Annotated in this window: 11 protein-coding genes; 8 read left to right on the forward strand and 3 right to left on the reverse strand. The window is 60.4% G+C overall.

The window, feature by feature from the left end; all coding sequences use genetic code 11:
* Positions 1-2: 2 nt before the first annotated feature.
* The 4 genes from dsrJ (at position 3) to ACZM8Y_RS08065 (ending at position 3,744) form a co-directional block, all read left to right on the forward strand.
* A complete protein-coding gene (gene dsrJ, locus ACZM8Y_RS08050; RefSeq protein WP_302552678.1) occupies positions 3-389 on the forward strand; it encodes a sulfate reduction electron transfer complex DsrMKJOP subunit DsrJ in 387 nt (128 codons plus the stop codon).
* Complete coding sequence (gene dsrO / locus ACZM8Y_RS08055) at positions 389-1,186, forward strand: sulfate reduction electron transfer complex DsrMKJOP subunit DsrO (RefSeq protein WP_302552677.1); 798 nt, start codon at positions 389-391, stop codon at positions 1,184-1,186. Before dsrJ ends, dsrO begins: the two co-directional genes overlap by 1 nt.
* A gap of 9 nt (positions 1,187-1,195) precedes the next feature.
* Positions 1,196-2,374, forward strand: coding sequence for a sulfate reduction electron transfer complex DsrMKJOP subunit DsrP (gene dsrP / locus ACZM8Y_RS08060; protein ID WP_302552676.1), 1,179 nt, complete (start codon positions 1,196-1,198; stop codon positions 2,372-2,374).
* Between the two features lie 713 nt (positions 2,375-3,087).
* On the forward strand, positions 3,088-3,744 hold the full coding sequence (locus ACZM8Y_RS08065; protein WP_479858953.1) for an alpha/beta hydrolase family protein: 657 nt from the start codon (positions 3,088-3,090) through the stop codon (positions 3,742-3,744).
* 263 nt (positions 3,745-4,007) lie between these two features.
* On the opposite strand, the gene ACZM8Y_RS08070 is transcribed toward ACZM8Y_RS08065, so the two are convergent.
* Both ACZM8Y_RS08070 and ACZM8Y_RS08075 read right to left on the reverse strand, forming a co-directional pair.
* A complete protein-coding gene (locus tag ACZM8Y_RS08070; RefSeq protein ID WP_337431494.1) occupies positions 4,008-5,570 on the reverse strand; it encodes an LpxL/LpxP family acyltransferase in 1,563 nt (520 codons plus the stop codon).
* A complete protein-coding gene (locus tag ACZM8Y_RS08075) occupies positions 5,570-7,396 on the reverse strand; it encodes an ABC transporter ATP-binding protein (protein WP_479858951.1) in 1,827 nt (608 codons plus the stop codon). Before ACZM8Y_RS08075 ends, ACZM8Y_RS08070 begins: the two co-directional genes overlap by 1 nt.
* Before the next feature lie 145 nt (positions 7,397-7,541).
* Between ACZM8Y_RS08075 and ACZM8Y_RS08080 the strand changes: the two genes are divergently transcribed.
* From ACZM8Y_RS08080 to ACZM8Y_RS08095, 4 genes are all read left to right on the forward strand, one after another.
* On the forward strand, positions 7,542-8,330 hold the full coding sequence (locus ACZM8Y_RS08080; protein ID WP_479858950.1) for a pseudouridine synthase: 789 nt from the start codon (positions 7,542-7,544) through the stop codon (positions 8,328-8,330).
* Between the two features lie 809 nt (positions 8,331-9,139).
* Complete coding sequence (locus tag ACZM8Y_RS08085; protein ID WP_302552671.1) at positions 9,140-10,066, forward strand: pyridoxamine kinase; 927 nt, start codon at positions 9,140-9,142, stop codon at positions 10,064-10,066.
* A 111-nt stretch (positions 10,067-10,177) separates the two neighbouring features.
* Positions 10,178-11,068 carry a glutamate racemase gene (murI, locus tag ACZM8Y_RS08090; protein ID WP_479859142.1) on the forward strand — a complete coding sequence of 297 codons (891 nt, stop codon included), beginning with the start codon at positions 10,178-10,180 and terminating at the stop codon, positions 11,066-11,068.
* Positions 11,065-12,159 carry a pyridoxal-phosphate-dependent aminotransferase family protein gene (locus ACZM8Y_RS08095; protein ID WP_479859143.1) on the forward strand — a complete coding sequence of 365 codons (1,095 nt, stop codon included), beginning with the start codon at positions 11,065-11,067 and terminating at the stop codon, positions 12,157-12,159. The genes murI and ACZM8Y_RS08095 overlap by 4 nt, the downstream gene beginning before the upstream one ends.
* A 369-nt stretch (positions 12,160-12,528) precedes the next feature.
* Here ACZM8Y_RS08095 and ACZM8Y_RS08100 read toward each other — a convergent pair whose 3' ends face one another.
* Positions 12,529-13,080: a hypothetical protein gene (locus ACZM8Y_RS08100; protein ID WP_482334220.1), complete on the reverse strand. Its 552-nt coding sequence runs from the start codon at positions 13,078-13,080 to the stop codon at positions 12,529-12,531.
* Between the last annotated feature and the right edge of the window lie 176 nt (positions 13,081-13,256).

Genomic DNA, 13,256 nt, shown 5'->3' on the forward strand with positions numbered 1-13,256 from the left:
CCATGTATAATGCCAAATACATCATCCCCGGCGTCCTGATCGCCGTAGCGGCGTTCACCTCGCCCTTCTGGCTGAACCTCGGCGGCAAGACCTACGTCTACCCCGAAGTCGCCCTGCCCACGGGCGAAGGCAAGGACAAGTGCATCGAGTCCAAGGAATGGATGCGTGCCGAACACATGGCCCTGCTGAACACCTGGCGTGATGAAGCCATCCGTGAAGGCAAGCGCGAATACGTCGCCACCGATGGCCGCAAGTGGGTCATCAGCCTTCAGGATACGTGCATGGCCTGCCATACGAACAAGGCCGACTTCTGCGACAAGTGCCACAACAGCAACAACGTCGATCCGTATTGCTGGACCTGCCACGTCGAGCCGAGAGGGAACAACTAATGAAAAGCAGAAGAGACTTTCTGAAGATAGCCGGTCTCTCCGCCTTTGCGCTGGGCACGGCTTCCGCCCTGACCCTCGCAGCCGGGGGCAAGGCCAGCGCCCTCCCGGCGGGCACCGCGCCCGCCAAGGGCAGCTACACCAACGAACCTGATGCCCTGCACGCCAAACGCTGGGCCATGGTCATCGATACCCGCAAGTTCACCTCGCCGGAACACTTCCAGCGCGTGATCGACGCGTGCCACCATGCCCACAACGTGCCCACCATCCCCGGCAACCAGGACATCAAATGGCTCTGGACGGACAAGTACGCTCACGTCTTCCCCGACGACGTGAACCCCTACATGCCCGAAAAGTTCCTGCACGGCGATTTCCTCCTGCTGTGCAACCACTGTGAAAACCCGCCCTGCGTGCGTGTGTGCCCCACCGCCGCCACCTTCAAGCGTGAGGACGGCATCGTGGTCATGGATCCGCACCGCTGCATCGGCTGCCGTTTCTGCATGGCCGGCTGCCCGTTCGGTGCCCGCAGCTTCAACTTCCGCGATCCGCAGCCCTATGTGAAGGACGTGAACCCAGAGTTCCCCATGCGTACCCGCGGCGTGGTCGAGAAGTGCACGTTCTGCACCGAACGTCTGGCGCAGGGCAAGCTTCCCGCGTGCGTGGAAGCCTCCGAAGGCGCGATGATCTTCGGCGACCTGAACGATCCGGATTCGCCCGTGCGTCAGGCCCTGTCGAAGAACTTCACCATCCGCCGCAAACCCACTCTGGGCACCCAGCCCGGCGTGTACTACATCATCTAGGAGGCCGCCATGCTCGAACTGATTCTCAAAGGCCGGCCGCGCTTCTACCTGTGGCTCTGCTTCCTTGGCGCAATCTTCGGCCTCGGCTTCATTGTGTACATCTTCCAGGCGAACATCGGCCTTGCCCTCACCGGCATGAGCCGTGACGTGTCCTGGGGCCTGTACATTGCCCAGTTCACCTACTTTGTCGGCGTGGCCGCGGGCGCTGTGATGCTCGTGCTCCCCGCCTACTTCCACCATTACGAGAAGTTCAAGCGGATCATCATCTTTGGTGAATTCATGGCCGTGGGCGCCGTGATTATGTGCATGCTCTTCATCGTGGTCGACCTTGGGCAGCCGCAGCGTATGCTCAACGTGATGCTGCACCCCACGCCGAACTCCGTGATGTTCTGGGATATGACCGTGTTGTTCGGCTATCTCATCCTGAACATCGTCATCGGCTGGGTCACCCTTGAAGCCGCCCGCAACGACGTGGCTCCGCCGAAGTGGATCAAGGTCCTCATCTACATCTCCATCATCTGGGCCTTCTCCATCCACACCGTCACCGGTTTCCTGTACGCCGGCATTCCGGGCCGCCACTACTGGCTCACCGCCATCATGGCCGCCCGCTTCCTCGCCTCCGCGTTCTGCTCCGGCCCGGCCATCCTGCTGCTGCTCCTGCTGGTCGTGCGCCGCGTGACCGGCTTCGAGCCCGGCCGTGAAGCCATGAAGACCCTGTCCACCATCATTACTTATGCGATGTGCGTGAACGTGTTCTTCTACCTGCTGGAAATCTTCACGGCTTTCTACAGCGGCATCCCCGGACACCAGCACTCCATCCTGTACCTCTTCGTGGGGCATGACGGACATATGGCGTGGATCAACAGCTGGATGTGGACGGCGGTGGTCTTCGCCGCGCTGTCCCTGCTCATGTTGATCCCCCCGGCACTGCGCTACAATGAAAAGATCCTGCCTTGGGCCCTTATCCTGCTGGTAATTGCCTCGTGGATCGACAAGAGCCTCGGCCTGCTCATCGGCGGCTTCGTGCCCAACATGTTTGAAACCGTCACCGAATACACCCCGACGGTTCCTGAAATCCTTATCGCCCTCGGCGTCTACGGCCTCGGAGGCATTATCGTCTCCGTACTCTGGAAGATCGCCATTGACGTGAAGAAGGAAAACGGGACGTTCGCGTTGAAGGGCAATTAAGCCTTAAAGAAGAGAGGGAACCCTTCTCAAGGGGTTCCTCGGCCTCTCCCCGTTTTGGGGTAAAGGCGGCCTTTCCAAAGCCCCTGTGTGGAAATCGCACAGGGGCTTTTCATTGGGGAAGGCCCTGCCATAAGGCTATGGAGCGTTTCCCCCTTCACAGCACGGGGAAGGCCATTGATTACGCTTCCGGCAATCCTGAGCTTGGGTTTCCCCTCCACAGTACGGGGAAGGCTGCCGTCATGCCGCACTTGTGGCCGATGTGTGGAGTTCCTCCCCGCAGTACGGGGAAAATTGCTCGCCCTGCATGTCGGCAAGCGGAACCCAATGGTTTTAATTGTCCCAGGCGGGGATGTCGCGCCGGGAAGCAAGAATTCCTCACAGTACGGGGAAGATTGTCCGGGCTCGCGCCTACCAATACGTTCTGGAGGCTCCTCCCCACAGCACGGGGAACATGCGGTTTTCCCCGGCTTTCCGCCGGTGGGTTCCATAACGGAGGCATTGCCGGTTATCCCTCTCGAACTTCAAGAAAGAAAACATCAGCCGCCTGCCGTGGTACGACCTTGGGAAAAAGGGGGCTCTCACCCGCTTGCCAAGGCTGCTGGGCTTTGACATCCTAGAGCGCGTTGCTGAACGGCAATGTTTCCTCCCCGGTTTTTCGCGCGGGAAACGCCCGGCGGCGCGCCCGCCCGATTTCAACCCAAAAGGAAGGGCCGATGAACTTCACGTTTCAACGCAACCCCAAACGGCTTCTGGAGCTGTGCGGCATGTCCGCCGTCCGGGACAGGCGGCAGGAAAAGCTTTTCATGGAAAAAGCGGCGGCCCTTGACGCGCAGGCCCTGCGGCCTCTGGTTCTGGTCATCGGCGGCTTCCTCGATCAGATCCTCGGAAACAGTTATGCCGTCAGTGCCCGCTATCCCGCCGATCTGCGCGCCAAACACGATGTCTGGTTCCGCGAACACTACGAAAGCCGCAAGATGCGCGGCATCGTGAACCTCTACGCTTCCAAGGGCCATTCCGTGGCCCTCATCGGGCACAGTTGGGGCGGGGACGCGGCGGTCAACCTCGTCGCCCGCAAGCTCGACGCGCCCATTGATCTGCTGATCAGCCTCGATCCCGTATCCCGCAAGGGAGCGCCCCGCCGGAAGCTCCCCAACGTCCGCCACTGGTTGAATATCCATATCGACTACAGCCGGAGCACATGGTTCGACATCCCCAACCTCGTGGCCCGTATCGGCGGCCCGTGGGAAGCCGCGGAAAACGCCGATGCGAACGTCTCCTGTCCCCCGGATATGACTCATGCGTGGGCGTGGGGGATGTTTGAGCGCTACGGCGAAAAAGTCCTGCGGGAACGCGCCGAAGGCTGGAAATAAGAAAAGAATGGCCCCGCCACAGCATTTGGCTGGTGCAATGTTCACGCATGGCTGTGCCATAGGAAATGGTTGATGCTTTATTTTTGGCTCTGTTATAGGTTGTTTCATCTCCACAGTGAGGTGAAAATACGGCCTTTTTTCCAGTTTTCCCCTTGGCGGGCTCCACGGCTAAGGCATTTTTCCGATTATCTCTTTGGAGCTTCAAAAAAAGCATCAACCATTTTCTTTAACACAGTCTCTGAAAACAGCCCCCTCCAACCTTATCAATCGTCCATAACCCGCTTCGTCTTCCAGCGGTTGTGCATCCAGAACCATTGATCGGGCGCGCGGCGAACCATGCGTTCAATGGCCTCCGTGTAATACGTGGCGGCCATGAGCGCTTTTTCATCGGCAGTGCCCTCAAGCAAAGCCGTATCCAACGGCTCTTCCATGAGCATACGGTAGCGATCCCCATCGCGTATCAAAACAAGGGGCCAGACAAGGGCCTTGGCCCGGACGGCGAGGACAGCGGGCCCCTTGTTGACGGCGGCCTCCTCGCCAAGGAACGGCAGGAAAAACGCTTCGCTCCTGCTGGTATTGTGATCCGCGAGGAACGCCGCGTATCCGTTCTTTCTGAGTACCCGCAGTACCGGAAAAGTCGCTTCCCGGTGTCCGACGACGCCCGCCCCGTGCGCGGAGCGCAGCCGCGTGGTGACGTAATCCATCACCTTGTTTCTGTACGTCCGCACGACCGTCAGGCGCGGATGATCGGATACCTCCCCAAGCATGCCGGCCAACAGCTCCCACGCCCCAAGATGTGCCGTCGTCGCCACGCAAGGGCGCTCCCCACGCTTAAGGCGCTCCAGCAGATCCGGGCGCTCCACATCAAGCAAAGGATGGGACAGGCCGAACTGGGGGACAAGGACGGACTCAAGGAACGAACGGGCGTTGTGCGTGAAGCTGGCCCGCGCCAGCGATTCCGCCGTTGCCTGTGAAACCTCAAGGTGCCGGGCGATGCTCTCCGTGGCGAGGCGGCGGCGCTTGGGCAGGCATACCCAGAGCAGGGAACCAAGCCCCTTGGCAAGCGTGCGGATCCGGGAAAAGCCGAGCTTGCCGAGCAGAAGGGCGAAACCATACCCCACCCGGCACATGATCCAAGAAAACGCTTGGGAAACCTGGTGCGGCAAAGAAGGGGAAGGCGGCACATCGGGCGCTTTCAGCCCCTCAAGCTTTTCTTCAAGGCGGCGGCACTCGCGCGCTACGGCTTCGGGATCGCGGATATCGCATTCAACGTAATAGGCGTCGGCGCACACCATCGAAACCCGGCTGAACGGCAAAGGAAGCTGGAAGCGATCCCAGCTTTTGAAGACCTTACGCCGCTCCATGAACAGACGGATGGGCACGATGGGCGCATTTGCCCGTGCCGCGAGGAATATCGCGCCTTCCTTGACCTCATGGCGCGGGCCGCGCGGGCCGTCCACGGTCACGCAGCCGCAGATCCCGGACTCGCGCATCCGGTGGGCGGCGGAAAGGAGGGCCTTCACCCCCCCCCTGGAACTGGAGCCCCGTGCGGTTTCAAGGCCCATGCGTTCCAGCACCCCGGCGAGGAGATCGCCGTCGTCGCTCTGGCTGACCAGCGCGATGATGTTGAGCTGGCGTTTCAGGTAAATCAGAGGAAAGAGCTCATCATGCCACAGCGACAGAACCACGGGGCGGCCCTGATCGGCCGTGTTTTCGATGGTGGCGCGGTTGATTTCGGTATAGCGCAGCGAGCGGCACCACAAGCGGTACAGCCAATACACGGGCGCGGAAAGGCCCCCAAGCAGCGATTTTCCAAAATAGGGCATCAAGACTCCACAATATCGGTTTCACACACGCAGACGTCCTCATGCGTACGGAACTGCATGTTGTACAGTCGGGTATACAGTTCGCAGCGCCCAAGCAGCTCCTCGTGCCTCCCGATGTCCACGATGCGCCCGCACTCCATGACCACGATGCGATCCGCTTCCAGAACGGTGGAAAGCCGGTGCGCGATGATCAGGCTGGTGCGGTTGAGCATGAGGTTGTCGAGGGCCTTCTGAACCATATGTTCGGATTCGGAGTCAAGGGCGCTGGTGGCCTCGTCCAGAATGAGCAGGGGCGCATCCTTGAGCAGGGCGCGGGCAATGGTCAGGCGCTGCTTCTGGCCCCCGGAAAGGCGCACGCCGCGTTCCCCGATGGGCGTTTCGTAGCCTTCGGGCAGCTCGCTGATGAAGCCGTCGGCATAGGCGGCCGCGGCTGCGGAACGCACGCGCTCCATATCCAGATCCGAGGAGAGGTCGCGCCCATAGGCGATGTTTTCGGCGATGGTCGTGTCGAACAGGAAGGCATCCTGTGAGACCATTGATACCGAGCGCCGCAGGGACGCCAGCGAATATTCCTTGATCGGCTTGCCGTTCAGGAGGATTTCGCCGTGCTGCGGATCATAGAAGCGGGGGATCAGGTTGACGAGCGTGGTCTTGCCCGCGCCGGAAGGCCCCACGAAGGCGATGCGCTCCCCGGCCTTCACCGTAAGCGAAACGTCCCGGAGCGCGGGCGTGCCCTCATCGCCGTAGTGCAGGCTCACGTTGCGGAAGGCCAGCTCGCGGAAAGGCTCGTCCAGCGGCAGCGTGCCGCCGCGTTCGGTCTTGAGGGCGGGATCGTCGAGGATGGCGAACACGCGCTCGGCCCCGGCAAGGGCGTTCTGCACGTTCATATTCGCACCGTTCAGGCTCTTGAAAGGCGTATACAGCATGGCAAGCGCGCCCATGAAGGCGAAGAACGTGCCCGGCGTCATGTCGCCCTGGATGACCTCGCGGCCGCCGTACCAGATGACCAGCCCGATGCCGAGGGCACCGATGAGTTCCATCACCGGGGACGACAGCTCGGACACGCAGGACTGGCGGAAATTGATGTTGATGATCCGGGCGTTTTCCTTGTTGAAGCGCCCCGTTTCCTGCTTTTCGGTGGCGAAGGCCTTGATGACCCGGATGCCGCTGAGCAGCTCCTGCAACATGCTGGAGATGCTGGCGTTCACCTCGGCGTTCTTGCGCCCGTACCGCCTCAGGGCCCGGCTGAACAGCGACAGCGGGAACCCGGCGATGGGCAGGACGATGACGGCCCAGCACGCCAGCTCGAAATTCTGTTGGAATACGACGTACAGCAGGCTGATCATGGTGATCACCTGCCGGATGATCTGGATGAACGCGGGCAGGCTCTGCCGGATCATACCCACGTCGTTGATGACGCGCGACATGAGCGCCCCCACCTGCGACTCCTCATAGAAATGCAGGGGCAGGGTAATGATTTTCTGGAACAATTCCTGCCGCATGGTTTCCAGCACATGCAGCGCGCTGTAATGCATGCACCAGTTTTGCAGGTAGCGCCCGGCGCCTTTCAGGGCCGTCAGCACGATGAAGGCCAGAGGCACGTACAGAAGCGCCTTGCCGTCCTGCCGGATGAAGATGTCGTCGAGCGCGGGCTTGATCAGCCATGCCGTGCCTGCCGTAGTTGCGGAAACGACGCCGGAAGCCAGCAGCGCGACGGCCATAGCCCACTTGTAAGGGAGGAAGTACCGGAACACCCGCAGAGCCAGCCGGAGTTCTTTCCTGCGGCGCTCGGAGCGTTCCTCCTTGGTCTCTTTCTTTTTACTCATTCGCATATTCCTTGACGAAAGGGCATTCTAGCCCACATTATCGGCAAGCGCCAGCGGAGAATCCCGGCCCGCGCCCAAGAGCTGCGGGGAGGCGCTGCGCCGTGCTTTTCAGGAACGGCCCAGCGCACGCGCACTTAGGAGTATCATGGAAAAGACCGTACGAATCAACAAGGCGCTGGCGGACGCCGGCGTCTGTTCCCGCCGCCGGGCCGACGAGCTCATCGCCGCCGGGCGCGTCAGCGTCAACGGCGAGCCCGTCGCCTCGCCGGGCCTCCAAGTCAGGCCCGGCGCCGACAGGCTGGAAGTGGACGGCAAGCCCGTCCGGCCCATTGCGCAGTCCCCCTGCTACCTGCTGCTGAACAAGCCCGTGCGCGTGGTGTCCACGGCCTACGATCCCGAAGGCCGGGCCACGGTGCTCGATTTCGTCCCCGCGAAGTGGAAGGCCCGCCGCCTTTATCCCGCCGGGCGCCTCGACTTTTTTTCGGAAGGGCTTGTCCTGCTCACCGACGACGGCGAACTGACCAACCGGGTCGTGCATCCCCGGCACCACATGCCGCGCGTGTATCGCGTGCTCATCCGGGGCGGGGTGTCCGACCGCGCCTTGGACGTCATGCGCAAGGGAATGACGCTTGCCGAAGGCGAAAAGCTCGCGCCCGTGGAAATCCGCGTCCTGCCGGGGCAGGTTCATGACCTGTCCGGGATTTCGCGCAATGCCGAATCTCCCACGGGGCAGCGCGGCACACTGCTCGAAATGACCCTGCATCAGGGCTTGAACCGCCAGATCCGCCGCATGTGCCGCGATCTGCATCTGACCATCCTCCGGCTTGTCCGCGTCGCGCAAGGCCCCTTGCGCCTCGGCGTCATGAAGCCCGGCGAAGCCCGCGAGCTGACCCCCGCCGAAGTGGCGGCCCTGAAAAAAGCTGTGGGGATGTAAGAGGAAATTGGAGGGGGGAGGGGAAACTTTCTGTAGAAAGTTTCCCCTCCCCCCTCCAAGCCTCCCCCCTCCTCTTCAAAGACTTTCGGCCTTATCGAATCCCTGTTCGCCGCTTTCCCCGTAGGCATGTAGGGTGGGGTTGCACTGTACGATACCGGGAGCCACAGTGTCGGCTTTCCCCGTAGGTATGTAGGGTGGGGGAGATCCTCGCCCCGGCGGGCGATATGCAATCGGCTTTCCCTGCAGGCGCGTAGGGTGGGGAAAAATGGCGTATCTTGCCTGAAAAATGGGCGCACCCTGCTTATTTTTTGGTGAAAATCGTTTTTGCCCGTTTTGAGGCATTCGCCCTTTCAATGAGTTTTTAAAAAATTCATTTTGAATTTCACGCAGTTGGAATATGGGGTTTATTGCAAGGCTGTGTCCTAGAAAATGGTTGGTGCTTTTTTCCTTGAAGTTTCAAAGGAATAACCAGCAAAATGCCTTAGCCATAGGTTTCGCCAAGGGGAAAACTGGAGAAAAAGGCTGTATTTTCACCACACTGTGGAGATAAAACAACCATAAACGATAACAGAGCCTTTCTCTTTATCAACCGTAAACTTGAACAGAGCCATTGCAAAAGCGAATATCTCCCGTTTTCAGGATCTTGATTTGCCGCCCCCGGTATGGGAAACTTCTGCCTCCTGAAAAACAATGGGGCTCCCCCTCTCAAAAAGGCCGACTCTTTGGGAAGGGAGGGGGTTCGGGGGAAGGCTCCCCCTTCTCCAGAAGGGTTTCCCTCCCCCGTCCAAGCCTTTCCCCGGAGTCTCGCTATGCGCAACCCAGTCCCCAGAATCGCCGCGATCCATGATATGTCGGGGTTCGGGCGCACCTCGCTGACGGTGGCGATCCCGATCCTCTCCTGCATGGGCATACAGGTCTGCCCGATGCCCACGGCGGTGCTCTCCACGCACACGGTGGAATTCACGGACTATACGCTGTGCGACCTCACCCCGGAACTGGGCGGCATCCTCGACCACTGGGAAAGGCTCGGCCTCCATTTCGACGGCGTGTACTCCGGCTTTATGGCCTCCCCGGAACAGATGGATTCGGCAGCCCGGTGCATCCGCAACTGCCTTGCCCCCGGCGGGCTGGCGGTCGTGGACCCGGTGCTTGGGGACAACGGCATCCTTGATCCCACCATGACCCCGGAAATGGTGGAAAAAATGCGCTGGCTCATCTCCTGCGCCGACATCATCACCCCGAACATCACCGAAGTCGCCCTGCTCCTCGACGAGCCGTTCACGCCCCGGATCTCCCCTGAGGAAATCAAGGGCCGGCTGCGCCGCCTGTCCGCAATGGGGCCTCAAACCGTGGTCGCCACAAGCGTCCCCCTGCTGGAAGGCGGCAGGGACCCCGGACGCAATGCCTCGGTCATTGCCTACGAACGCAACGAAGACCGTTTTTGGCGCATTGACTGCGCCTACATCCCCGCCCACTACCCCGGCACGGGGGACACGTTCTCCAGCGTCCTCACGGGCAGCCTCATTCAGGGCGACAGCCTGTCCATCGCGCTGGATCGCGCCGTCCAGTTCGTCACCCTCGGCATCCGGGCCACATTCGGGCAAGGGCTGCCTTCGCGCGAAGGCATCCTGTTGGAACGCATCCTCGGCAGCCTGTTCGCGCCCGTCTCGGCCTGCAAATGCCGGCTCATGGACGGGGACGGCTGCCATACCCCGGCGGCCCCCTTTGAAGGCTGACATGGGCCCCGCCTCCCGTCCCAAAGGCGCACGATCGAAATCGCGGACGGCGGGACGCCCCGGACGCGAACGCCCCATCCGGTACGGCGGCATGGGGCAAAGGATATGCTGATGACTACGGAACAATGCGCCCAAAGCCAACTGCCCATTGGCCTTTTCGATTCCGGCGTGGGCGGCCTGACCGTCCTTGACGCCATGCGCCGCCTCATGCCCGGCGAGGATTACCTGTTCCTCGGAGACACCGCCCGCGTGCCCTACGGGGCCAAGAGCCAGAAAACGATTGTCCGCTATTCCCTTCAGGCCGCCGCCAAGCTCATCGGCCAGCGCATCAAGCTGCTGGTCATCGCCTGCAACACGGCCACGGCCGCCGCGCTTCCCACCCTGCGCGAAACATGGCCCGACATGCCCATCATCGGCGTGATCGAGCCCGGTTCCCGCGCCGCCTGCGAAGCCTCGCCCTCCGGCGACATCGCGGTCATCGCCACCGAATCCACCATCCGCAGCGGGGCCTATGCCGAGGCCATCCTCCGCCGCCGCCCCGAAGCGCAGGTCCGCAGCCTCGCCTGCCCCCTGTTCGTGCCGCTGGCCGAAGAAGGCTGGTTCGACGGCCCCATCGCCGAGGGCGTGGTTTCACGCTACCTTGAGCCGCTGTTTAAGAAAGCGCCCGCGCCCGACTGCCTCGTGCTCGGCTGCACGCACTACCCCATGCTCGCCGCCGCCATCCGCAAGGTCGTCGGGCCGGAAGTCCATATCGTGGATTCCGCGGCGACCACGGCTGAAGTCGTCAAGCGCCGCCTCGCCGATGAAGGGCTGGCCCACCCGCAGGCCGGGCGCACGGGGCGCATCCGCTTTTTCATCACCGACGACCCGCAGCGGTTCACCCGCACGGGCAGCCTGTTCCTCAACATGACCATCACGGACAGCGACGTCCGGCTTGTGGATCTTGAAAACGTGCCCCTCCCCGACGCCGCCGAAACGCCAACACAAAGGAAACCAGCATGAGTTACGCCCCCATTCCTATGGTTCCCGGCCCGGTCGCCCTGCATGAAGACGTCATCGCCGTCCTCGGCAGGGATTACGGATCGGGGCAGGTCGAATCCGATTTCCTGTGCCTTTACGACGCCGCCAGCCGCAGCATCGGCAAGCTCATGGGCACAAAGGACGACGTCGTCCTGATGACCGGCGAAGGCATGCTCGCCCTCTGGGGCGCGCTGAAAAGCTGCCTGAAACCCGGCGATCATGTGGTCAGCGTCGGTACCGGCGTCTTCGGGGACGGCATCGGCGAAATGGCCGAATCCTTCGGCTGCATCGTGGAAAAAGTATCCCTCCCTTATGATTGCAGCATCCGTGAAAGCGACCTCGCCGCCGTGGAGGAAGCTATCCGCCGCGTCAAGCCGGTCATGCTGACCGCCGTGCACTGCGAGACGCCGTCCGGCACCCTGAACCCCATCGGGCTGCTCGGCAAGCTCAAGAAGGATCTCGGCGTGCCGCTGTTCTATGTGGACACGGTGGCGGGGCTCGGCGGGGCGCCCGTACACATGGACGAATGGAACGTCGACCTGATGCTCGGCGGTTCCCAGAAATGCCTGAGCTGCCCCCCAAGCATGAGCATGGTGGGCGTCAGCGACGCCGCGTGGGAACGCATGAAGGAAGTAAACTATCAGGGCTACGACGCCATCCTGCCCTTCCGCACCGTGCGCACGGACGGGCGCTGCCCCTACACCCCGAACTGGCACGGCGTGGCCGCGCTGTACGCCGGGACGCAGGCCATCTTCAAGGAAGGCATGGACGCCGCGTTTGCCCGCCACGAAGCGGTGGCGGCCCAGTGCCGGGCCGGGCTCGCCGAACTCGGCATCAAGCTCTGGACGGCCCCCGACGCCGTCAACGCGCCGACCGTCACGGCGGCCATGATCCCCGACGGCTTTACGTGGCCGGAATGGAAAGAAGCCCTCCGCCGCCACGGGCTGATCTGCACCGGCAGTTTCGGCCCGATGGACGGCAAGGTCTTCCGCCTCGGACACATGGGTACGCAGGCCCAGCCGTACCTCATGGAACAGGCCCTCGACGCCATCGCCGCCACGCTGAAAAAATAGCCCGCTGAGGCAAAACGCTTTCGGGGAGGGCCCAGCCCTCCCCCTTCCGGGCGTCTTAACATGCATCTTAAGGCGCATTCCACAAAGGGATATGACGGGACAGGGCCGTATGAAATGCCTTTCCTCAGCGAAGCCCTTTCAAAGAACCTTGTAGTAGGACATGATTGGCATTTTGCATAACCCAACAATTATACAAGTCTTTTTCCTTTGAAAAAATATGGCTAAGGCACTCCGTTTTTTGGGCTGCATCATAAAGAAATGCTTGATGCTGCATTTCTTGAAGCTCCAAAGGGATAACCGATAAAATTCCCCTTAAGGCGCATTCCACAAAGGAATATGACGGGGCAGGGCCGTATGAAATGCCTTTCCTCAGCGAAGCCCTTTCAAAGAACCTTGTCGTAGGACATGATTGGCATTTTGCATAATCCAACAATTATACAAGTCTTTTTCCTTTGAAAAAATATGGCTAAGGCACTCCGTTTTTTGGGCCGTATCATAGGAAATGCTTGATGCTGCATTTCTTGAAGTTCCAAAGGGATAACCGATAAAATACCTCAGCCGGAGAGTCAGCCAACGGAAAAATTGAAGGAAAAAAGCTGTTTTTTCGCCATATTGTGGAGATGAAACAATCACATTCCATAACAGGGACTTGGTTTTATTTGGAATTTCAAAAAATAAAGGCTGTGTCATAAGAAACGGCTGATGCTTTCTTTCTTGAAATTCCAAAGGAATAACCAAATAAGATGCTTCAATTATGGAGTCCGTCAGCGGAAAAATTGGAGAAAAAGTCTCTATTTTCAGCATACTGCTGAAATAAAGCAACCATGTTGCTATGACAGAGCCAAAATAAACTATAGTGTCGTCGTACCATTTGACTGATATACTTTCAGTGGCTGCCCTTATTGAACTTTTTAAAGGCATTTGCTGGCGCTCCCGGCAACGAAAAAATTTTCCCCAGTTCCATCTTGAATTGCATAAGATAGAATACCAACCTTTCCCTCTGGCAGAGCCTAAAACACCAATCCCTTGCTGTGATGCAGCCTAACCCATCAGCCGGTTGCCCTAGGCCGTGTCGTCATTTAACATATAATTATTTG

It is taken from the genome of Bilophila sp. (assembly GCF_057864385.1).